17 protein-coding genes, 1 tRNA gene and 1 pseudogene are annotated in these 18,843 nt (G+C 72.0%); 8 read left to right on the top strand and 11 right to left on the bottom strand.

Translation table 11 applies throughout. From position 1 onward, the window contains the following. Positions 1-19: 19 nt before the first annotated feature. The 3 genes from GXP74_RS01865 to GXP74_RS01875 form a co-directional block, all read right to left on the bottom strand. Positions 20-976 carry an aldo/keto reductase gene (locus tag GXP74_RS01865; RefSeq protein WP_182449664.1) on the bottom strand — a complete coding sequence of 319 codons (957 nt, stop codon included), beginning with the start codon at positions 974-976 and terminating at the stop codon, positions 20-22. Positions 977-1,119: 143 nt separating this feature from the next. Beyond that, a tRNA-Pro gene (locus GXP74_RS01870) sits at positions 1,120-1,193 on the bottom strand. Between the two features lie 278 nt (positions 1,194-1,471). After that, positions 1,472-1,879, bottom strand: coding sequence for a nuclear transport factor 2 family protein (locus GXP74_RS01875; RefSeq protein WP_182449665.1), 408 nt, complete (start codon positions 1,877-1,879; stop codon positions 1,472-1,474). Positions 1,880-2,005: 126 nt separating this feature from the next. On the opposite strand from GXP74_RS01875, the gene GXP74_RS01880 reads away from it, so the two are divergent. Beyond that, positions 2,006-2,908: a LysR family transcriptional regulator gene (locus GXP74_RS01880; protein WP_182449666.1), complete on the top strand. Its 903-nt coding sequence runs from the start codon at positions 2,006-2,008 to the stop codon at positions 2,906-2,908. 80 nt (positions 2,909-2,988) lie between these two features. Here the strand turns inward: GXP74_RS01880 and GXP74_RS01885 are convergent, their stop codons facing one another. Further along, positions 2,989-3,936, bottom strand: a complete 948-nt coding sequence (locus GXP74_RS01885) for a metallophosphoesterase (protein ID WP_182449667.1) — start codon at positions 3,934-3,936, stop codon at positions 2,989-2,991. Positions 3,937-4,012: 76 nt separating this feature from the next. On the opposite strand from GXP74_RS01885, the gene GXP74_RS01890 reads away from it, so the two are divergent. Next, positions 4,013-4,480 carry a GatB/YqeY domain-containing protein gene (locus GXP74_RS01890; RefSeq protein WP_182449668.1) on the top strand — a complete coding sequence of 156 codons (468 nt, stop codon included), beginning with the start codon at positions 4,013-4,015 and terminating at the stop codon, positions 4,478-4,480. Between the two features lie 197 nt (positions 4,481-4,677). Here the strand turns inward: GXP74_RS01890 and GXP74_RS01895 are convergent, their stop codons facing one another. Beyond that, the gene (locus GXP74_RS01895) at positions 4,678-6,903 is read right to left on the bottom strand and encodes a transglycosylase domain-containing protein (RefSeq protein WP_182449669.1); all 2,226 of its coding nucleotides are present in this window, start codon (positions 6,901-6,903) and stop codon (positions 4,678-4,680) included. A gap of 379 nt (positions 6,904-7,282) precedes the next feature. Between GXP74_RS01895 and GXP74_RS01900 the strand changes: the two are divergent. Next, positions 7,283-7,599 (top strand): annotated as a pseudogene (locus tag GXP74_RS01900) (WhiB family transcriptional regulator). A 156-nt stretch (positions 7,600-7,755) separates the two neighbouring features. On the opposite strand, the gene GXP74_RS01905 reads toward GXP74_RS01900, so the two are convergent. Then, positions 7,756-9,114: an ArsA family ATPase gene (locus tag GXP74_RS01905; RefSeq protein WP_182449670.1), complete on the bottom strand. Its 1,359-nt coding sequence runs from the start codon at positions 9,112-9,114 to the stop codon at positions 7,756-7,758. Continuing rightward, entirely contained in the window at positions 9,111-10,175 is a 1,065-nt protein-coding gene (locus GXP74_RS01910) for an ArsA-related P-loop ATPase (protein ID WP_182449671.1), read from the bottom strand. The genes GXP74_RS01905 and GXP74_RS01910 overlap by 4 nt, the downstream gene beginning before the upstream one ends. 185 nt (positions 10,176-10,360) lie before the next feature. Here GXP74_RS01910 and GXP74_RS01915 point away from each other — a divergent pair, with 185 nt between their 5' ends. The 4 genes from GXP74_RS01915 to GXP74_RS01930 all read left to right on the top strand — a co-directional run bounded on the left by GXP74_RS01915 (position 10,361) and on the right by GXP74_RS01930 (position 12,957). Then, positions 10,361-10,525, top strand: coding sequence for a DUF4177 domain-containing protein (locus GXP74_RS01915; protein ID WP_182449672.1), 165 nt, complete (start codon positions 10,361-10,363; stop codon positions 10,523-10,525). Then, positions 10,525-10,998, top strand: a complete 474-nt coding sequence (locus tag GXP74_RS01920; protein WP_182449673.1) for a RidA family protein — start codon at positions 10,525-10,527, stop codon at positions 10,996-10,998. The genes GXP74_RS01915 and GXP74_RS01920 overlap by 1 nt, the downstream gene beginning before the upstream one ends. Before the next feature lie 124 nt (positions 10,999-11,122). Beyond that, positions 11,123-12,166, top strand: coding sequence for an NUDIX hydrolase (locus tag GXP74_RS01925; protein ID WP_182449674.1), 1,044 nt, complete (start codon positions 11,123-11,125; stop codon positions 12,164-12,166). Further along, positions 12,163-12,957, top strand: coding sequence for an MBL fold metallo-hydrolase (locus GXP74_RS01930; RefSeq protein WP_182449675.1), 795 nt, complete (start codon positions 12,163-12,165; stop codon positions 12,955-12,957). Before GXP74_RS01925 ends, GXP74_RS01930 begins: the two co-directional genes overlap by 4 nt. Positions 12,958-13,048: 91 nt before the next feature. Here GXP74_RS01930 and GXP74_RS01935 read toward each other — a convergent pair whose 3' ends face one another. The 3 genes from GXP74_RS01935 to GXP74_RS01945 all read right to left on the bottom strand — a co-directional run bounded on the left by GXP74_RS01935 (position 13,049) and on the right by GXP74_RS01945 (position 16,117). After that, complete coding sequence (locus GXP74_RS01935; RefSeq protein WP_182441064.1) at positions 13,049-13,723, bottom strand: Crp/Fnr family transcriptional regulator; 675 nt, start codon at positions 13,721-13,723, stop codon at positions 13,049-13,051. 228 nt (positions 13,724-13,951) lie between these two features. Continuing rightward, positions 13,952-15,025, bottom strand: coding sequence for a protein kinase family protein (locus GXP74_RS01940; RefSeq protein WP_182449676.1), 1,074 nt, complete (start codon positions 15,023-15,025; stop codon positions 13,952-13,954). Positions 15,026-15,076: 51 nt separating this feature from the next. Beyond that, positions 15,077-16,117 carry an FUSC family protein gene (locus GXP74_RS01945; protein ID WP_182449677.1) on the bottom strand — a complete coding sequence of 347 codons (1,041 nt, stop codon included), beginning with the start codon at positions 16,115-16,117 and terminating at the stop codon, positions 15,077-15,079. Positions 16,118-16,444: 327 nt separating this feature from the next. Between GXP74_RS01945 and GXP74_RS01950 the strand changes: the two genes are divergently transcribed. Beyond that, positions 16,445-17,878: a hypothetical protein gene (locus tag GXP74_RS01950; RefSeq protein WP_182449678.1), complete on the top strand. Its 1,434-nt coding sequence runs from the start codon at positions 16,445-16,447 to the stop codon at positions 17,876-17,878. A 77-nt stretch (positions 17,879-17,955) separates the two neighbouring features. On the opposite strand, the gene GXP74_RS01955 is transcribed toward GXP74_RS01950, so the two are convergent. Continuing rightward, positions 17,956-18,714 carry a GNAT family N-acetyltransferase gene (locus tag GXP74_RS01955; protein ID WP_182449679.1) on the bottom strand — a complete coding sequence of 253 codons (759 nt, stop codon included), beginning with the start codon at positions 18,712-18,714 and terminating at the stop codon, positions 17,956-17,958. Positions 18,715-18,843 lie beyond the last annotated feature (129 nt).

An 18,843-nucleotide genomic window follows, 5' to 3' on the forward strand; every position in this document is an offset into this window, starting at 1 on the left:
GATGCCAGGTGCGGGGCGCTCAGGTCGCGGTCGGCTTCAGGTCGAGAATGGTGTCGATCTCGGCCAGTTCCTCGGCGGTCGGCGCCCACTGCCCGGCGGCGGCGTTGGCGCGTACCTGTTCGGCACTGGTGGCCCCGGCGATGACCGAGCCGCAGCCGGGCCGTGCGGCGAGCGCGCCCACGCCGATCTCCAGGACGCTCCGGCCGTGGGCTTCACCCCAGGCCGCCAGGCGTTCCACCGCGTCGAGGCCGTCCTCGGTCACCCGCTCGGGCCGTGATGCCAGCCGCGAACCCGCGGGTACGCCCGTGGCCCGGCGCACCTTCCCGGTCAGCAGGCCGTTGGCGAGGGGGAAGTACGGCAGCACGCCGAGGCCGTAGTGCAGCGCGGCGGGGACCACCTCCTGCTCGGCGCCGCGTTCGAGCAGTGACCATTCGTTCTGGGCCGAGACGAACGGGACGGCCCCGATCTCCCGGGCGACGTGCGCGGCCTCGGCGATCTGCCAACCGGCGAAGTTGGAGTGCCCGATGTAGCGCACCTTGCCCTCGCGTACCAGCTCGCTGAGCGCGGCGAGCGTCTCGGCGATCGGCGTGAGCGGGTCGGGGGTGTGCAACTGGTACAGGTCGATGTGGTCTGTCTGCAGACGCTGCAGCGACCCCTCGACCGCCCGCCGGATGTAGGCCCGCCCGCCCTTGGCACCCGCCGCGGGCCCGTACCCCAGGTCCGCCCGCTGATGGCCGAACTTGGTGGCCAGCACGACCTCGTCCCGCCGCCCCCGCAGAGCCTGACCGAGCAGCGTCTCGGAGCCGCCCCCACCGCCGTAGGCGTCGGCGGTGTCGAAGAGCGTCACCCCGGCGTCCAGCGCCGCGTGGACCACCGCGCGTGTCTGCGCCGCGTCGAGACGTCCACCGAAGTTGTTGCAGCCCAGTCCCACCACGGAGACCAGGAGGCCACTGTTGCCGAGCGTTCGGTATTCCATGGCGCCACTCTAGTTTTGGACCGCCGAGCAGGCTATGTGGCCGGACCGCCCGGCCCCGCCCAGCGGCAGACCCGGAACCGCAGCCCCACAGAAAAGCAGTCAGGGGCCTTGTCGATGATCTCGACAAGGCCCCTGACCTCGGGTCGGGGTGGCGGGATTTGAACCCACGGCCTCTTCGTCCCGAACGAAGCGCGCTACCAAGCTGCGCCACACCCCGTTCCAACGAGCATTACTCTAGCGGACTTGGGCCGTGGGGTGAAATCCGGTGTCCGGGGTGGGGTGGCGGGGGTGCAGGTCAGGGGGAGCGGGGTGGGGGTGAGGGGTGGCTGGAGGGGGTGGGGGCGGGGCTGGAGGGGGTGGGCGGGGGTGTGGGGCGGGAGCGGGCGGTGTGGGCGGGGGTGTGGGGTGGGTGGGGAATTCGCGGGGTTTTGGGGTGGGGTGATTCCGCTCACAGGGGTGGGGAAGGTCGGTGGGCGAATTGTCTGCGGATGGGGATCAGGCGGGGAAGAGGACACGGCGGGCGTGGTCGGTGTCGAAGTACTCGCGGACGGAGGTGATCCGGTCGTCGTGGACGGTGAAGATCGCGATGCAGGACTGGTCGTACTGCCCGCCGCCGGGGACGTCCGCCTGGGCGGTCCACTCCAGGACCGCCTTGTCGCCGGACGCGATCACGTCGACCACCGCCAACTTCAGGGTGTCGGCGTCGAATCGGCTGAAGGCCTGGGCCCGGAAGTCCTCGAAGATCTGCTTGCGGCCGCGCCAGGTGCCGGAGATCGGGAGGTCGCCGATCAGGGTCCAGGTCGCGTCCTCGGCGAAGAGGTCGGCGAGGGCGTCGGCGTCGCCGCGCGAGCCCACGGTCAGGTAGTTCCGGACGACCGTCTCAGTGCGTTCCGTGGAATTCATTTCCTGCTCCTTTTTCGTTTCCCGGTTTCCCAGGGAAAGCCTACGAAGGGAGCCGCCACCGAGGGAAAGACTTGTTTTCCATGGCTCCATGCCCTCCCGGCATGACCGCCCGCCTAGGATGAGGGCATGTCGGAGCTGCGTCGCTTGCGTTACTTCCTCGCTGTCGCGGAGGAGCGGAACTTCACCCGCGCCGCCGAGCGGCTGCACATCGCCCAGCCCGCCCTCAGCCGCCAGGTACGTGAGCTGGAGCGTGAGCTGGGCGTCGAACTGCTCAGCCGGACCACGCACCAGGTGGTCCCCACCGAGGCCGGGCAGATGCTGCTGGAGCGCGGTCCGGCGCTGCTGGACGCCGCCGAGAACCTGTGGCGCGGCGTGCGGGGCTTCGCGGACGGGCGGCTCGGCAGCATCACCCTGGGTTACGGCATGAGCGCCGGCTACGAGACCGCGCCGCAGCTGCTGCTCGCGCTGGGCGAGGAGGCGCCGGGGATCGAGGTCTCCGCCCGGGTGATGGTCTTCGCCGACATCGTCGACGGTGTCGCCGCCGGGACGCTGGACGTCGGCCTGGTGCGCTGCGCGCCGCCGCAGCCGGGGCTGGTGCTGACGCTGCTGCGACTGGAGCGCCAGGGCGTGATCATCAGCCGGGACCACCCCCTGGCCGTGGGCGAGTCGATCGACCCGGTGGACCTGGACGGGCTGAAGCTGCTGCTGCACGCCCGCGACCACAACCCCGGCCACTACGACCAGATCCTGGACATCTGCGAGCGGGCGGGCGCGAAGCCCGAGGTGCTGGTGCGCGGCCTGGACTTCGACGCCTCCTACACCCCGGTGGCCTCCGGCAAGGCGGTGACGATAGTCGGCGAGACCGGACGGGTCGGGCTTCCGGCCGGTCTGGTCTGGCTGCCGCTGGAGCCCGCCGAGGCGGTCGAGATCCACTTGATAACCCGCGGTCAGAACCGGTCCCCGGCGATCGAGCGGCTGGTGAAGGTCGCCGTCGAGACCTCCCGGCAGCACGGCTGGGTGCAGCCGTAGGGGAGCCGCGACGGGCAGCCGCGGCGGTTCCGGACGGACCGGCCGGCGCTACCGACCGGTCAGCCCGTCCGTCCCCGGTGCTACGCCGCGGTGCGCGGGGTGAGCGTCAGCAGTGTCGCCTCCGGCGGGCAGGCGAAGCGGATCGGCGTGTAGCGGTTGGTGCCGCAGCCCGCCGAGACGTGCAGATAGGACCGGTGGCCCCCGGCCGTGTGCCGGGACAGACCGCTGGCCCGCCGCCGGTCCAGGTCGCAGTTGGTGACCAGGGCGCCGTAGAAGGGCACGCAGAGCTGTCCGCCGTGGGTGTGCCCGGCCAGGATCAGCGGGTAGCGGTCGGCGGCGAAGGCGTCCAGGGAGCGCAGGTACGGCGCGTGCACCACGCCGATCGACAGGTCGGCGTCGGCCGAGGGCCCGCCCTCGACCTGCTGGTAGCGGTCGCGGCGGATGTGCGGGTCGTCCAGGCCGGTGAACTCCAGCTCCAGGCCCTCGACCTTCAGCCGTCCCCGGGCGTTGGTCAGGTCGACCCACCCAGCGCTGTTGAAGCCGTCCCGCAGCTCCGGCCAGGGGTTGTGGATCGCGCCGACGACGCCGCGCCGGGCGCTGCCGTCGGACCGGTTCAGGCCGTGGTTGCCGCTGAGCATGGCGCCGACGTAGCGGGTCGGGCTCTTCGGGACCGGTCCGTAGTAGTCGTTGGACCCGAACACGTAGACACCGGGGAAGTCCAGCAGCGGGCCGAGCGCGTCCAGGGTCTGCGGTACGGCCTCAGGGTCGGACAGGTTGTCGCCGGTGTTCACCACGAAGTCCGGCTTGAGGGCGGCCAGGCCGCGCAGCCACTGCTGTTTCTTGCGCTGCCCGTTGACCATGTGAATGTCCGACACCTGCAACACCCGCAGCGGACTGGCTCCGGCGGGCAGTACCGGGACGGTGATCCGGCGCAGCCGGAAAGAGCGCACCTCGACTCCGGCTGCATAGGCCACGCAGGCCGCGCCGGTCGCGGCGATTCCCAGGGGTACGGCGTAAAGGGGTCGCATCCGTCCATCGTCGCAGAGGCAGGGACCCGGGGTTAATGGCGGGCGGCCGGTGACCCGGGGTGGGAGACTGGCCTGCATGACCACCAAGCTCAAGCAGCAGCTTCAGGACGACCTGACGGAGTCGATCCGGACCCGGGACGAGCTGATCTCCAGCACTCTCCGGCTGACCCTGTCCGCCATTTCCTACGAGGAGGTGTCGGGCAAGTCGGCCCGTGAGCTCTCCGACGAGGAGGTGCTGAAGGTGATCACCCGCGAGGCGAAGAAGCGGCGGGAGGCCGCCGAGGCGTTCGACGCCGGGGGCCGGGCGGACTCGGCCGAGCGGGAGCGGGCCGAGGGCGAGGTCCTGGCCGCGTACCTGCCGAAGCAGCTGTCGGACGAGGAGCTGACCGCGATCGTCGCCGAGGCCGTCGCCGAGGCGAAGGCGGGCGGCGCGGAGGGGCCGCGGGCGATCGGCGCGGTGATGAAGCTGGTGAACCCGAAGGTCGCCGGGGTGGCCGAGGGCGGCCGGGTCGCGGCCGCGGTGAAGCAGGCCCTGACCGGCTGACCCACGGACACCGCGGCGCGGCGGCGCGGGAACGCGATGATGCGACGACGTGACGACGTGACGACGTGACGACGTGACGACGTGACGACGTGACGACGTGAGGAGGGCGGGTCCCCGGGGTGAACCGGGGACCCGCCCTCCTCACGTGTGTACGGCGCGCACGGGATGTACGGGATGGGCCCCGTGGGGCCCGGGGCTCAGTGGCCCTTCTTGCCGTGCTTGCCACCGCCGCCGACGGTGAAGCCGGTGGTGGTCCCGTTCGCACCGGTGTTGGTGGTGCTGCCGTTGTTGCCCGAGGTGGTGTTGCCGTTGTTGTTCGAGCTGCTGGACGACTGCGACGAGGAGTCGCCCGGCGAGGGCGCGAAGTCGAGCGAGATGTTCGGCTTGCCGTTCATCGCCGCCAGCATCGCCTGCTTCCAGATCGGGCCGGAGGTCAGGTAGCCGTACGCGGTGTCGTAGTAGACGCCGCCGATGGTGGTGTGGTCCAGCGAGTAGTTGGCCGGGTTGTTCGGGTTGGTCATCACCGTCGCGTCGGAGATCTGCTTGGTGTAACCGGCGAACCAGGCCTGGTTCTCGTAGTTGGTGGTACCGGTCTTACCGGCGTCCGACCACGGGATGCCGACGGTGGCGCCGGTGCCCTGGTCGGAGACCACCGAGGCGAGCAGCGTGTTGACGCCCTCGGCCACGGCCGGGGAGACCGCCTGGTGGCAGTCGGCGGACGGGACCGCGAGGCTCTTGCCGGCCAGGGTGACGCTGGTGATCGCGGTGGCGTTGCAGTACATGCCGTCGGCGGCGAAGGCCGCGTAGGCGTTGGCGACCTGGAGCGGGGTGAGGCTGTTGACGCCCAGCGTCAGCGTCTGGGTGTCGGTGATCGGCTCCAGCGCGGTGCCCGCGGAGTTGAGCGAGCCCTGGACGCCGAGCCCGAGCGACTGGGCCATGTGCACGACGTTGCACAGGCCGACCGTCTTCTCCAGCGGCACGAAGTAGGTGTTCACCGAGTCGGCCATGGCCTTGACCATGTTGATGTTGCCGTACTTGGTGCTGTCGTCGTTCTCCATGCCGGGCTGCTCCAGCAGCGTGTCACCCGCGCAGTCGGTCATCTCCGGGTAGTTCCCGCTGACCACCGAGTTGATGGTGTAGCTCAGCGGGATGCCCTGGGACAGGGCCGTGGCCGCGGTGACCGCCTTGAAGACCGAGCCGGTCTGGAAGCCCTGGGCTCCGCCGTACAGCGCGCTGGCGTTGTAGTTGATCTCGGTCTGGTTGGTGCCGTTGCCGTAGGGGCGGCTCTGCGCCATCGCCAGGATGTTGCCGGTGCCCGGCTGGACCATGCTGGACGCGGCGGCGGCGGTGTCACTGGCGTACGCGTGGTCGGTGACGGCCTTCTGCTCGGCGGCCTGGTCGGTGGGGTTGAGCGTGGTGTGGATCTGCAGCCCGCCCGCGTTCCACAGGGCCTCGCGGATGGCCGAGGTGGAGCCGAAGGCCGGGTCGTTCAGGATGACGTTCTTCACGTAGTTGCAGAAGAAGCCCTCGCCGTTCTGGGCGGTGATGCAGCCGGTGCGCGGCCAGGTCACCTTCAGGTTCAGCTTGGTGGCGCCGGCCGCCTTCGCCTGGGCCTGGGTGATGGTGCCGTAGTTCGCCATCGCCTGTAGCACCTCGTTGCGGCGGGTGATCGCGGCGGCCGGGTTCACCGTCGGGTCGTACTGCGAGGGCGACTGCTCCAGACCGGCCAGCAGCGCGGCCTGCGGGATGGTGAGCTGGCTCGCGTGGACGCTGAAGTACAGCTCGGCGGCGGCCTCGATGCCGTAGGCGCCCTCACCGAAGTAGGTGATGTTCAGGTAGTCGTCGAGGATCTGCTGCTTGGACAGGTCCTCTTCGAGCTTGATGGCGTAGCGCAGCTCCTGGATCTTGCGACCCGTGGTCTGCCGGGTCGCCTCCGCGAAGCCCGACGAGTTGGCGTCACCGGCGTTGTTGATGAAGACGTTCTTCACGTACTGCTGGGTCAGCGTCGATCCGCCCTGGGAGACGTTGCCGGAGCTGGAGTTCTTCAGCAGCGCGCGCAGGGTGCCCTCAAGGTCGATCGCGCCGTGCTGGTAGAACCGGTGGTCCTCGATGTCGATCAGCGCGTTCTGCATGATCGGGGCGATCTGGCCGAGCGGCACGGAGGTGCGGTCCTCGGAGAAGACCTTGGCGATGACCCCGCCGTTGGCGTCGTAGATCGTCGACGCCTGGGACAGGGTCGGGATCTTGAGGCTGTCCGGGATGTTGTTGAAGTCCTTCACCGCTGACTTGGCACCGAGGCCGATCGCGCCCACCGCGGGCAGGCCCAGGCCTGCCACCAGTGCGCCGGCCAGTACGCTCGCGCCGAGGAGGCGCACGCCGAGACTGACCTTGTGAAGGGGGGAGCCAGAGCGGTTCGATGCCATGGCAGAACCATACGTGGCCGTTTCACGTACAGGCGGGCAGATGTTCGCCTACTCTTGTCACAAGCTTGCGACAAGTTGCTGTGTGCCCCCCGTTGTCACTCGTGTGGGTGATGAGATCTGTCCGTTTTGGCACCGTATGGCGGCATTTAAGGTCACGTGGGTCATCCCACACAGGTCCCCGAAGCCTGGTTGGCCTTCTTACCTGCGGTCACTCCCGAGGGTGATGTCCCACCTACGCATAGTCCGAATGGGCCATGCAGGATTGGGCCCTAAGGGGCTGTTGCATCCCGTCGTTCTTCCGTAACGTCCTCAACTGGCAACGGTGCATATGCCGTTGCCGCCGTGGGGGAGCCTCGATTCGGGAGAGGACGGCACCAGCATGAGCTGGGTTGACGACTGGAGTGCGCAGGCGGCCTGCCGCACCAGCGATCCGGATGAACTGTTCGTTCAGGGGGCGGCACAGAACCGCGCCAAGGCGGTGTGCACCGGATGCCCGGTGCGCACGGAGTGCCTGGCTGACGCCCTAGACAATCGCGTCGAGTTCGGCGTCTGGGGGGGATGACGGAGCGTGAGCGTAGGGCTCTGCTGCGTCGCCGCCCGACGGTGATCTCGTGGCGTCGCCTGCTGGAGACCGCTCGTAGCGAGTACGAGCAGACCTACTCCATAGGCGATCCCGACTACGCAGAAGCCGGCTGAGCCCACTACCCACGGGGCAGCCCGCACAGGTGACACCCGCATCCTCCGTATGCCCCGCGAGCTCCGGCCCTACCCCGGCCGGACCCGCGGGCCGCCGGAGCGCGGTAGCCCGCGGTGGCTCGGCCGCGCGGGCCATGTCCCCTGCCCGGGCGGGCATCAGCGTTGGTTCAACCGGTCACCGATCTCCCGCAGGCCCTCCAGGTCGTGCACGTCCCCGGCCAGGGCCGGTACCTCCACCACCGGCACGTCGGGGTAGATCGAGACGAAGCGGTCCCGCATCCGCCGCTCCCGGGTGATCCGCTGCATCCGCTCCGCGTGCAGCCGCAGCAGTCCGGCCGCCAGCAGTTCGGTCTCGGTGCCGTCCTGGTTCGCGCGCCCGTCCTGGTTCCCGTGCCCGTCCTGGTTCGCGCGCTCGTCCTTCCCCCTGGCCGAGTCGTCCTGGTCCGGGCTCTCCGAGGGCTGGTCCGGGCTCTCCAGGGTCTCGGCCGCCGCCAGCGCCCGCTCCGCGGTCAGCTGCGGCGCGCCGGTGCTGTGGACCCGGTTCAGCACCAGGCCCGCCAGCGGCATCCGGTCCGTCTCCAGCCGGTCCACGAAGTACGCCGCCTCCCGCAGCGCGTCCCGTTCCGGCGCCGCGACCACCAGGAACGCCGTGCCCGGCGCCTGGAGCAGCTGGTAGGTGCGGTCCGCGCGCTCGCGGAAGCCGCCGAACATCGAGTCCATCGCCTGGACGAAGGTCGAGACGTCCTGGAGCACGTTCGCGCCCAGGACCTTCCCCAGGATGCCGGTGAACATGGTCATCCCGACGTTGAGGAACTTCATCGCGCTGCGCCCGCCGACCTTCGCGGGTGCCATCAGTATCCGGATCAGCCTGCCGTCGAGGAAGGAACCGAGCCGGTTCGGGGCGTCCAGGAAGTCCAGTGCGGACCGGCTGGGCGGCGTGTCCACGATGATCAGGTCCCAGCTGCCCTCGGCCTGGAGCTGGCCCAGCTTCTCCATCGCCATGTACTCCTGGGTCCCGGCGAAGCCGGAGGAGAGCGACTGGTAGAAGGGGTTCTCCATGATCTGCCGGGCCCGCTCGGGGTCGGCGTGGGCGAGCACGACCTCGTCGAAGGTCCGCTTCATGTCCAGCATCATCGCCTGGAGTTCGCCCGGGCCGCTGACGCCCTTGACCACCCGGGGGGTGTTGTCGAGCTCGGTCAGGCCCATGGACTGGGCCAGCCGCCGCGCCGGGTCGATGGTCAGCACGACGACCTTCCGGCCGCGCTCGGCCGCGCGCAGGCCGAGGGCCGCCGCGGTGGTGGTCTTGCCCACGCCGCCGGAGCCGCAGCAGACGACGATCGCGGTCGCCGGGTCGTCGATCAGCGCGTCCACGTCGAGCTGCCGCGCGGCCAGCGGATCCCGCCGGGCGGTCGGCGCGGCCTTCGTCGTCGGTGCAGCGGCCGTCGGCGCGGCCTTGGCGGCCGTCGGCGCGGCCTTGGCGGCCGCCGTGTCGGTCTTCTTCGGTGAAGTGCTCATGCCGCCCCCTGTTCCTTGAGCGCTGCCGCCAGCCGGTAGAGCCCGCCCAGGTCGACCCCGCCGGCGAGCAGTGGTAGTTCGTAGGTCGGCAGGTCCAGCGCCTGCACGTCGGCTCGCTGCTCGCGTTCCAGCAGCACCCGGGCGGCGTGCTCGCGCCCCTGCGCCAGCAGTGGCTCGACCAGCTTGCGGGTGGCCGCGGGCACCGCCCGGCGGCCGTTGCCGCGTCCCGGCCGGGCGCCGACCCCGGCGTCCGCCAGCGCCAGTGCCAGCTCCTCGGTGTGGTCGCCCTCGGCGGCGAGCACCGCCGCCTCGTCCAGGACCGGGGGCCGCACCATGTTGACGATCACCCCGCCGACCGGCAGTCCGGCCGCGCGCAGGTCGGCGACGCCGTCCACGGTCTCCTGCACCGGCATCTCCTCCAGCAGGGTGACCAGGTGCACCACGGTCTCCGGCGAGCGGATCACCCGCATGACCGCCTGCGACTGGGTGAAGATCGGGCCGAACCTGGCCAGCCCGGCCACCTCCGTGTTGATGTTCAGGAAGCGGCTGACCCGGCCGGTCGGCGGCGCGTCCATGACCACCGCGTCGTACAGCCGACGGCCGTCCGGTCCCTTGCGGCGGACGGCCTCGCAGGCCTTGCCGGTCAGCAGCACGTCCCGCAGGCCGGGGGCGATGGTGGTGGCGAAGTCGATGAAGCCGACCTTGCGCAGGGCCTTTCCGGCGCGCCCGAGTTTGTAGAACATCTCCAGGTACTCCAAAAGGGCCTGTTCGATGTCGATGGCCAGCGCGAAGACCTCGCCCTCGCGCTTCGCGCCCCGCGCACCGCGTGACTCGCGCGCCCCCAGCGCGCCGGGCGCGACACTGGCGATCCGCCGCTCCTCGTACGGCAGCGCGGCGATCCCGAACAGCTCGGCGATGCCCTGCCGCTCCTCCACCTCGACCAGCAGCGTCCGCCGCCCCTCGGCGGCCAGGGCCATGGCCAGCGCGGCGGCGACGGTCGTCTTGCCGGTGCCGCCCTTGCCGCTGACGACGTGCAGCCGCGCACCCTCCCAGTCCGGCATGGCGCTTCTCCGTCCGCTGATCGAGCATCGATCCTGAGCCTGGAGCCGGTGAGGCTCCTCCGGCGAGCGTAACCAGGCCGCCGGTCCGCCGTCGGAAGTCATCTCCCCACTCCAACTCCTTTGCCCCCCTTTGTGGCACAGATCACACGGCCATCCGGCCCGCCGCGAACGGTTAGAGTCCCCCCATGACCAAGTGGGAATACGTGACGGTGCCGTTGCTGGTGCATGCGACCAAGCAGATCCTGGACACCTGGGGCGAGGACGGCTGGGAGCTGGTCCAGGTCGTCCCCGGGCCGAACCCGGAGCAGCTCGTCGCCTATCTGAAGCGTCCGAAGTCGGTGACCGCCTGATGAGCGTGGGCAAGGTCGAGAGCAAGCTGGCGGAGCTGGGGCTGACCCTGCCCGAGGTCGTGCCGCCGCTGGCCTCCTACGTCCCGGCGGTGCCGTCCGGCGAGTACGTCTTCACCTCCGGCCAGCTGCCGATGGTGAACGGCAAGCTCGGCCTGACCGGCAAGGTCGGCGCCGAGGTCACCGCCGAGGAGGCCAAGGCCCAGGCGCGGATCTGCGCGCTGAACGCCCTGGCGGCGGTGAAGTCGGTGATCGGCGACCTGGACCGGATCGAGCGGGTGGTCAAGGTCGTCGGCTTCGTCGCCTCCGCCCCCGACTTCACCGGCCAGCCGGGCGTCGTCAACGGCGCCAGCGAGCTGCTGGGCGAGGTGCTGGGCGAGGCGGGCGTGCACGCCCGCAGCGCGGTCGGCGTCGCGGTGCTGCCGCTGGACGCGCCGGTCGAGGTCGAGATCCAGGTGCGGGTCAGCGCCGGCTGACCCGGTGGCCGGACCAGGGGTCCGGCCGGAGGCGCCACCGCTGGGCGCGGCGGGCGGCAGTGTTCCTGGCAACAGCTTTCCTGGAGCCGTTCACTCCCGCCCGCGCGCCCCGTACGATCCGGCCATGGGCGATCAGCAGGCGGAGCGGCAGCGGGCGTCGGTACCGCCCGGTTGGGCGGAGCGCATCGAGGGGCTGGCGCGGGGTGACTACACGCCCCCGCAACCCAGACTCGCGGCGACCGTGATGCTGCTCCGCGAGCACGACGACGGGCCGCAGGCGTACCTGCTGCGGCGACGCGCCTCGATGGCCTTCGCCGGGGGCATGTACGCCTATCCGGGCGGCGGCGTGGACCCGCGCGACAGCGCCGTCGACAACTCGCTGGACGGCGGGGTCGACCTCGGCTGGGCCGGTCCCGGGCCGCAGGAGTGGGCGCGGCGGCTCGGCTGCCCGCCCGCGACGGCGCGGGCCGTGGTCTGCGCGGCGGTTCGGGAGACCTTCGAGGAGTCCGGGGTGCTGCTCGCCGGTCCCGACCCGCACTCCGTCGTCGCGGACGTCAGCGGCGAGCAGTGGCGGGCGGCGCGGGCCGCGCTGGAGGCGCACGAGCTCTCCTTCGCCGAGTTCCTGGCCGAACGCGGGCTGGTGCTGCGCAGCGACCTGCTGGGGGCGTGGGCCCGCTGGATCACGCCGGAGTTCGAGGAGCGCCGCTACGACACCTGGTTCTTCGTCGCGGCCCTGCCCGAGGGGCAGCGCACCGCCGAGATCCCGGGCGAGGCGGACCGGGTGGCCTGGATGACCCCGGCCGAGGCGGTACGGCAGGCCGACAGCGGCGAGTTCCTGATGCTGCCGCCGACCGTCACCACGCTGCGCGAGCTGCTGCCCTTCGGCACCCCGGCGCAGGCCCTGGCGGCCTCCGCCGCCCGGACGGTCGAACCGATCCTGGCCCGGGCGGTGATCGGGGACGGCGGACGGCTGTCGATCAGCTGGCCGGGCCACCCGGAGCTGACCCTGCGCGACCCGCGCGAAACCCCACCCGAGGCCCCACCGGAGGCCCCAGCCGAGCCTTCAGCCGAGCCCTCAGCCGAGAACGGGGTCCCAGGGATCCCGGCCGAGGGCCCGGAGGGTGCGCTGACCGCCGCCGACGCCGACCGCTCGGGGGTGTCCCGGTGAGCGGCATCGCGGGCCGGGCCACCGAGCGCGCCTTCTGCGTGCTGGCGCCGAACGCCTCCCCGATGACCCTGGACGGCACCAACACCTGGATCCTGGCCGAGCCGGGATCCGAGTCGGCGGTGGTGGTCGACCCGGGGCCGCTCGACGAGCGGCACCTGCGGGCGGTGCTGGACGAGGTCGCCGCCCAGGGCCGCCGGGTCGCGCTGACCCTGCTCACCCACGGTCACTCGGACCATGCCGAGGGCGCGGCCCGCTTCGCGGAGCTGACCGGCAGCCGGGTCCGGGCGCTGGACCCGGCGCTGCGGCTGGGGGAGGAGGGCCTGGCCGACGGGGACGTGATCGAGGTCGGCGGTCTGGAGCTGCGGGTGGTCGGCACCCCCGGCCACACCTCCGACTCGCTCTCCTTCCGGCTCACCGCCGACGGTGCGGTGCTGACCGGGGACACCATCCTCGGGCGCGGGACGACCGTGGTGGCGCACCCGGACGGACGGCTCGGCGACTACCTGGACTCGCTCCGGCGGCTGCGCACCCTCGCCGCCGAGCACGGCGTCCGGACCGTGCTGCCGGGGCACGGACCGGTGCTCGCCGACGCGCTGGGCACCGTCGAGTACTACCTGGCGCACCGGGCCTCGCGGCTGGCGCAGGTGGAGACGGCGGTCGAGGCCGGGCTGCGGACCCCGGCGGAGGTCGTCGCCCGGGTCTACGCGGACGTGGACCGGGCGCTGTGGCCGGCGGCTGAGTGGTCGGTGCGGGCCCAGCTGGAGTACCTGAGCGAGCACGGGCTGATCTGACCCGGGCGGGGCGGCGACCAGTCCCTCACCCGTACGAGTGAGGGGTACGGCCAGTGGGCCGTACCCCTCCACAGCGGATGTGCGTCGGCCGTCAGCGCGAGCGGCGGGCCAGCCGCTCGACGTCCAGCAGGATCACCGCGCGGGCCTCCAGCCGGAGCCAGCCGCGCCCGGCGAAGTCCGCCAGTGCCTTGTTCACCGTCTCCCGGGAGGCGCCGACGAGCTGCGCCAGCTCCTCCTGGGTGAGGTCGTGGACCACGTGGATGCCCTCGTCCGAGGGCACGCCGAAGCGGCGGGAGAGGTCGAGCAGCGCCTTCGCGACCCGGCCGGGGACGTCGGAGAAGACCAGGTCGGACATGACGTCGTTGGTCCGGCGCATCCGTCGGGCGATGGCCCGGAGCAGCGAGATGGCCACCTCGGGGCGGGTCATCAGCCACGGCTGGAGGTCGCCGTGGCCCAGGCCGAGCAGCTTGACCTCGGTCAGCGCCGAGGCGGTCGCGGTGCGCGGGCCCGGGTCGAACAGCGACAGCTCGCCGATCATCTCGCTGGGACCGACGACGGCCAGCATGTTCTCTCGTCCGTCGGGAGAGGTGCGGTGCAGCTTCACCTTGCCTTCGACGATGACGTAGAGGCGGTCGCCCGGGTCACCCTCGTGGAACAGGGACTCGCCCCGGGCGAGCGTGGTCTCCGTCATGGAGGCACGCAGCTCGGCAGCCTGCTCGTCGTCCAGTGCGGTGAAGAGCGGGGCACGCCGCAGTACGTCGTCCACTCGGTCCTCCTTGTCGGCCGTGCAGGCTTGAGGTGCGATCCCCATCATGCCCGACCGGGAAACAGTGCGATCAATCACAACAAGTGTGGCTCATGGGAGCCAGTGCTTCCGTACGGGGGTACGCACCAGCCATGATCGGGCATCCGGTAGGGGGACGGTAAGGACTTCGCGGCATTCGGTACGCCGTCGGTGCCGCCGGGACCCGGCGGTCCGCCGGATGGGGGATCCTCACCGCTGGTGGTAGTGCTCCGGGACGTCCCCGGCCGGGTAGGCGGTGCTCCGGCTGACGTGCTCAAGCTGCCGTCGGAACTCGCCCATCACCGCCGCCACTGGCGCGTACCGCGTGATGATCTCGGTGGCCGCCGCCGGTCCGCCGGTCGGCGGCGTGCCCCGCGCCCAGGCCCGGACCGTGGCCGACCGCTCCGGTTCGCGCAGCCCGTGCACGGTGGTCGCCAGGCAGAGCGCCAGCGCCGTCTCGGTGTAGCAGCGGTCGTAGCGGCGGTGCTCGCGGAAGAAGGCGGCCTCGGCCTCGGTGAGCTCGAAGCGCTCATGGACGGCCAGGCCGAAGTCGGTGAAGTACAGACGTTCGCCGTCGGTGAGTACGTTCGCGAAGTGGGCGTCGAAGTGCAGCAGCCCGCGGGAGTTCATGAAGCCGGTTCCGGCCGCCAGCTCCCGGTCGACCAGGGTGCAGGCCGCCTCCGCCGCCTCGCCGCCCTCGGCCAGCCGCCCGGTCAGCCAGCCGCGCAGCGTCTCCGGCAGGTACTCCAGGAACAGCACCAGGCTGCTGCTCGCCTCGGCGAGTGCCTCGATCCGCTCGCGGACGGCGGGCGACCCCTCCCAGTAGGCGACCGCCGCGTCCACGTCGGCCAACTCCTCCGGGAGCGGCTGCGGGACGTCCGGCAGCACCCGCCAGTGGTACATCAACGGGAAGCCTTCGTACTCGCCGCCGAGCACCCAGCCGGTGGTCAGCCGGTGCACCGCCAGCTCCCGCCAGGCGCCGAAGCCGGGCCCGCCGATGCCGTACTGGCAGATGACGGGCAGCTGGAACAGGTTCGCGGTGGAGTGCCGGTGCTCGGGCCGCAGCTCCAGGTCGGTCAGCGGGACGCGCTTCACGAAGACCGGTGTGCCGTCGACCTCCAGCAGCGCCGCCCGGCCGCCGATCCCGTCCCCCAGCGGCGGCGCGGCGTCGACGAGCTGCCGCAGCTTCCGGTCGCTGAGCAGCGCCAACTCGCCGGAGACGGCGCCGTGGACGGCGAGGCGCGCGGGTCGGGACCGGTCCGGGGCATGCGTCGTCGGCTCCACGTGGCCTGCTCTCTTCCGGTCAGGTCTCTTCCGGTCAGGACTGACGTGGGGTCACTCTACGCGCGGTCTCGACCGGCCCTCCGCGCCCTGGCGCTTGAGGATCCCGGGCCCCGTGATCCGGGGCAGCAGCAGCCCGAACAGGTAGGCGAGGGCGACGCCGACCAGGGTGGCGGTCACCCGCTCGTTGAACCGGCCGTGGGCCTGTGCCGGTTCGGCGTGCAGCAGCATCAGCAGCACCAGCAGGCTGGTGAAGGCGGGCGTCAGGTACCAGTGGCTGCCGTGGGTGGCGGTGGCGAGCGTGATCGCGCCCAGGCAGGTCAGCGCGTAGCCCCAGCCGGGCGGATCGGCGCGGAGCAGCAGCAGCGCGGCCGCCCCGCCGACGACGACCGAGACCACCCGGCCGACGCTGCGCAGCCGCTGCATGTCGGCGGCGGGCCGCATCACCAGCAGCGCGGCGGTGACCGGCCAGCCGGGGTGGGTGGGCGCCAGCGCCAGCCCGCAGGCGGCGGCGCTCGCCCCGCAGCCGCCGAGGCGCAGACCGTAGTCCAGCGCGGTCCGCCGGTCCATCAGCACCGGCGGGTCGGCCCCGGCCGGGCCCGGGCGCTCCGGCCACAGCAGCGTCAGCAGGTAGGCGTAGAGCGAGCCGCAGAGGATCAGCAGCGCGAATCCGGCGGCCTGGCCGACGTCCCGGTAGCTCAGGCCCGCGCCGACCATCGGCAGGCACAGCGACATGGCGATCATCCCGAACCGACGCCGGGCGGCCAGCCGCGCCGCCGCGACCGCGAACGCGAAGACGCCGAACACGGCCAGCAGGTCCTGGTGCGACAGCAGTGAGCCGAGCACCATCGGCAGCCCCACGCACAGCCCGCCCACCGGGATCCCGAGCCGGGCCCGCCGGGTGGGCGGCAGCCCGATCAGCGCGGCCGGCAGCACACCGATGGCCAGCGACAGGCCCTGGCCCGGGTCGTGCGGCGCCACCAGCGCGGCGGGCAGCGCGAACAGCGCGCCGCGACCGGCGGCGGCCCAGGACCAGGCGATCGCCGGGGGCACCCGCGCGGCGGCGGCCGGACGCGGCGCGGACGCGTCGGTCACGTCGCCGCCGGGGCGGTCGCAGGCGGATCAGCAGCCAAGTTCGCTCTCCTGGGTCGCGGCGGACGGCGGTGCACCCCCAGTCGACCGCCCACCCGCCCCCGCCGCACCCGCACTCACCCACCACTCCGCCGAACGGCCGACCCGACCAGCCCCACCCGCCCCCGACCGGGATTCGGTATGAATCGGCTCGGCTTTGACCCGGTCTGTGCTCAAGTCCTCGAAATACGCGCGCTCGGTGCGGTCCCGGTCTGCTTGGATTCGCCCGTGAGAACGCTGTGCCCGGGAAGTGCCGTGCACAGACGACGAAGCAAGCAAGGGGGGCACGGGATGCCACAGGTATCCATCCGGCGAGCACTCGCCATCAGTACCGCCGTCGTCGCGCTCGGCGGCACCTTCCTGGTCGGCGGCGCCGAGGCGGCCACCGCCAAGCCGGTCATCGACCTGGCCGCACCCGCCGCGATCGCGCTGCCGTCGAGCGCGGCGCAACCGGCCCAGACGAGCTTGCAGTGGAGCACCAAGGCCAACCACCTCGGCTGGGTGAACGACACCGTCACCATCGACGCGCGCGGCCTGGCCTCGGTTGCCAAGGTCACCTTCGGGGGTACCTGCTCGGTCCACGGGCTGGTCGCCGTCTGCCAGGACGCGCTGTACTTCGACTCGACCTCGGCCACCGCCACCACGGGTGGGACGGCGGGTCTGACGCTGTCCGCGCTACCGGGCGCCAAGCTGGGCGCGACCGGCTCGTACAAGGTCAGCGCGAGCTCGACCCAGGCCACGCTGGTGGGCGGCACCGGAGAGGTGATCGTCGGCGGCCCCGAGTACCAGCTGGGCACGCTCGCGGCCCACACGAACCTCAAGGTCGGCTCGACCGTCTCCGAGCCGGTGGTCTTCGGCAACGCCGGGGACCGGCCTGCCGTCGGCTCCAAGGTGGCGCTGGTGCTGTCCCCGGGGCTGACCTTCGCCACGCGCTACAGCAACTGTGAGTACCGCTCGCACCTGGTGGCCGGGCATCCCTCCGACGACGCGGCCCTGTGCAGCTTCGGCGGCGTGCTGCGGGTCGACGCCAAGGTCGAGCTGGCCCAGCCGGTGAAGCTGGCGGTCGGCTCCCAGGCCCTCTACAGCTACCTCGACGTGCAGGCCGCGCCCGGCGCGGACGCCAGCACGTTCAGCTGGCTGACCACGCCGGTGACCGGTGAGACCTGGCGCAAGGGCAGCGGGGCCGCCCTGGGGCTGACCACGCTGGCGGCGGGGCAGGCCGGCAGCGCCCCGGCCGGCACCGTCCAGCTCCCGAGCGAGGACCAGGGCTACGGGATCGCCGACATCTACGCCGACAACACCGCCGACTTCGGGGTGACCGGCTCCAGCGCCAAGGCGGCCAAGGGCAAGACCGTCGCCATGTCCTTCACCATGGACAACCACGGCCCGGCCACGCTCTACGACCGCAGCGGCGGCGACGACACCCCGTACGTCGTGGTGACGCCGCCCCCGGGCACGACCGTCGTCGGCAGCAGCAGCACCTGTTACCCGGAGACCTCCAACGACCCGACCGAGACCGCGCACGGCCCGTACACCTGCGGTCCGGACACGGTCGGACTCGTCCCGGTCGGCAGCGTCTACCACTTCAGCCTGACGCTGCGGGTGGACACGGTGGTGAACAACGCCAAGGGCTCGGTGAAGCTCGGCTGGGGCATCAACGGCACCGGCGTTCCGCCGTTCGACCCGACCCTGTACGACAACCCGGCCGTGCTCCTGCTCAACTGAGCGCCAGTCGGTGTTCCCCGGCCCGTGTTGCCGGGGAACACCGACACCGGCATCGTCCCGGGCCTCCGGTGCTCGGATCAGGTGCGGGAGAAGCGGTGCGAGTGGCCGATCGCGGTGAAGCCGCGGCGGGCGTACCAGTGGCGCGGCCAGTCGTCCGGCTCGGCGACCAGGAAGAACAGGCCGTAGCCGGAGGCCTGGCGCAGGGCGGTGGCCAGCACCGTGTCGGCGTAGCCGCGTCGGGTGCGGTCGTCGACGGTGACCACCTCCTCGATCTGGGCGACGTCCTGGGCCGGGTCGAGGTAGAGGTCGGCCCAGGCGGCCACGTCGCCCTGCTCGTCCCGCACCGCGAGGAAGCGGACCTGCTCCGCGCCGCGCAGCCGGGCCGCCCGGCGGTCGGTGAGCTGGCGGAGCACCTCGTCCTCGGCCTCCGGCATCCAGCTGCGCTGCTGCCCGAGCAGCGCGGGCCGCAGTTCGGCCAGGGTGACCGCCTCGGCGGAGGCGCCGGGAGCCGGGGCGGCGCCGGAGTGGGTCATCACGAGTTCGGGGTGGTGCGTGTACCCGGCGGCGACGAGCGCGGGCGCGCAGGCGACGCCGAGGGCGTCGTCCAGGATCGCGATCTGCCGGTGCGGCAGGTGGCCGAGCGCCGCGTCGGCCAGCGCGACCAGGTCGGGTGGCGCCACCGGGCCCTCGACCACCAGCTGGTTGTGCTCGTACGAGGCCGCGAACTCCGGATCCAGCACCACCGCGCCACCCGGGATCGCGGTCGCCTCGGCGGCCTGGCGGCGGGCGAAGGACATTCGGAAGGCAGCGATCCGCCGCAGGTCCGTGGCTGACATGTGGTTCAGTCTAAGGACCGGTTCCGGAGAGCACGATCGGGTGTCGCGGGCGCTTGGGTCTCCACCAGGGGGAGGCCGGAGAGCGGGGGCGGCGACCCGCGCCACTCGATCGGCGACCTGGTCGGCCGC

The sequence above is a fragment of the Streptacidiphilus sp. P02-A3a genome (assembly GCF_014084105.1).
Classification (GTDB): Bacteria; Actinomycetota; Actinomycetes; order Streptomycetales; family Streptomycetaceae; genus Streptacidiphilus.

Coding starts and splice junctions, on each gene's coding strand:
- GXP74_RS01895 (WP_182449669.1), bottom strand. CDS start 6,903: ATGGCATCGAACCGCTCTGGCTCCCCCCTTCACAAGGTCAGTCTCGGC.
- GXP74_RS01910 (WP_182449671.1), bottom strand. CDS start 10,175: ATGCCGGACTGGGAGGGTGCGCGGCTGCACGTCGTCAGCGGCAAGGGC.
- GXP74_RS01880 (WP_182449666.1), top strand. CDS start 2,006: ATGTCGGAGCTGCGTCGCTTGCGTTACTTCCTCGCTGTCGCGGAGGAG.
- GXP74_RS01875 (WP_182449665.1), bottom strand. CDS start 1,879: ATGAATTCCACGGAACGCACTGAGACGGTCGTCCGGAACTACCTGACC.
- GXP74_RS01885 (WP_182449667.1), bottom strand. CDS start 3,936: ATGCGACCCCTTTACGCCGTACCCCTGGGAATCGCCGCGACCGGCGCG.
- GXP74_RS01915 (WP_182449672.1), top strand. CDS start 10,361: ATGACCAAGTGGGAATACGTGACGGTGCCGTTGCTGGTGCATGCGACC.
- GXP74_RS01925 (WP_182449674.1), top strand. CDS start 11,123: ATGGGCGATCAGCAGGCGGAGCGGCAGCGGGCGTCGGTACCGCCCGGT.
- GXP74_RS01905 (WP_182449670.1), bottom strand. CDS start 9,114: ATGAGCACTTCACCGAAGAAGACCGACACGGCGGCCGCCAAGGCCGCG.
- GXP74_RS01950 (WP_182449678.1), top strand. CDS start 16,445: ATGCCACAGGTATCCATCCGGCGAGCACTCGCCATCAGTACCGCCGTC.
- GXP74_RS01955 (WP_182449679.1), bottom strand. CDS start 18,714: ATGTCAGCCACGGACCTGCGGCGGATCGCTGCCTTCCGAATGTCCTTC.
- GXP74_RS01865 (WP_182449664.1), bottom strand. CDS start 976: ATGGAATACCGAACGCTCGGCAACAGTGGCCTCCTGGTCTCCGTGGTG.
- GXP74_RS01920 (WP_182449673.1), top strand. CDS start 10,525: ATGAGCGTGGGCAAGGTCGAGAGCAAGCTGGCGGAGCTGGGGCTGACC.
- GXP74_RS01890 (WP_182449668.1), top strand. CDS start 4,013: ATGACCACCAAGCTCAAGCAGCAGCTTCAGGACGACCTGACGGAGTCG.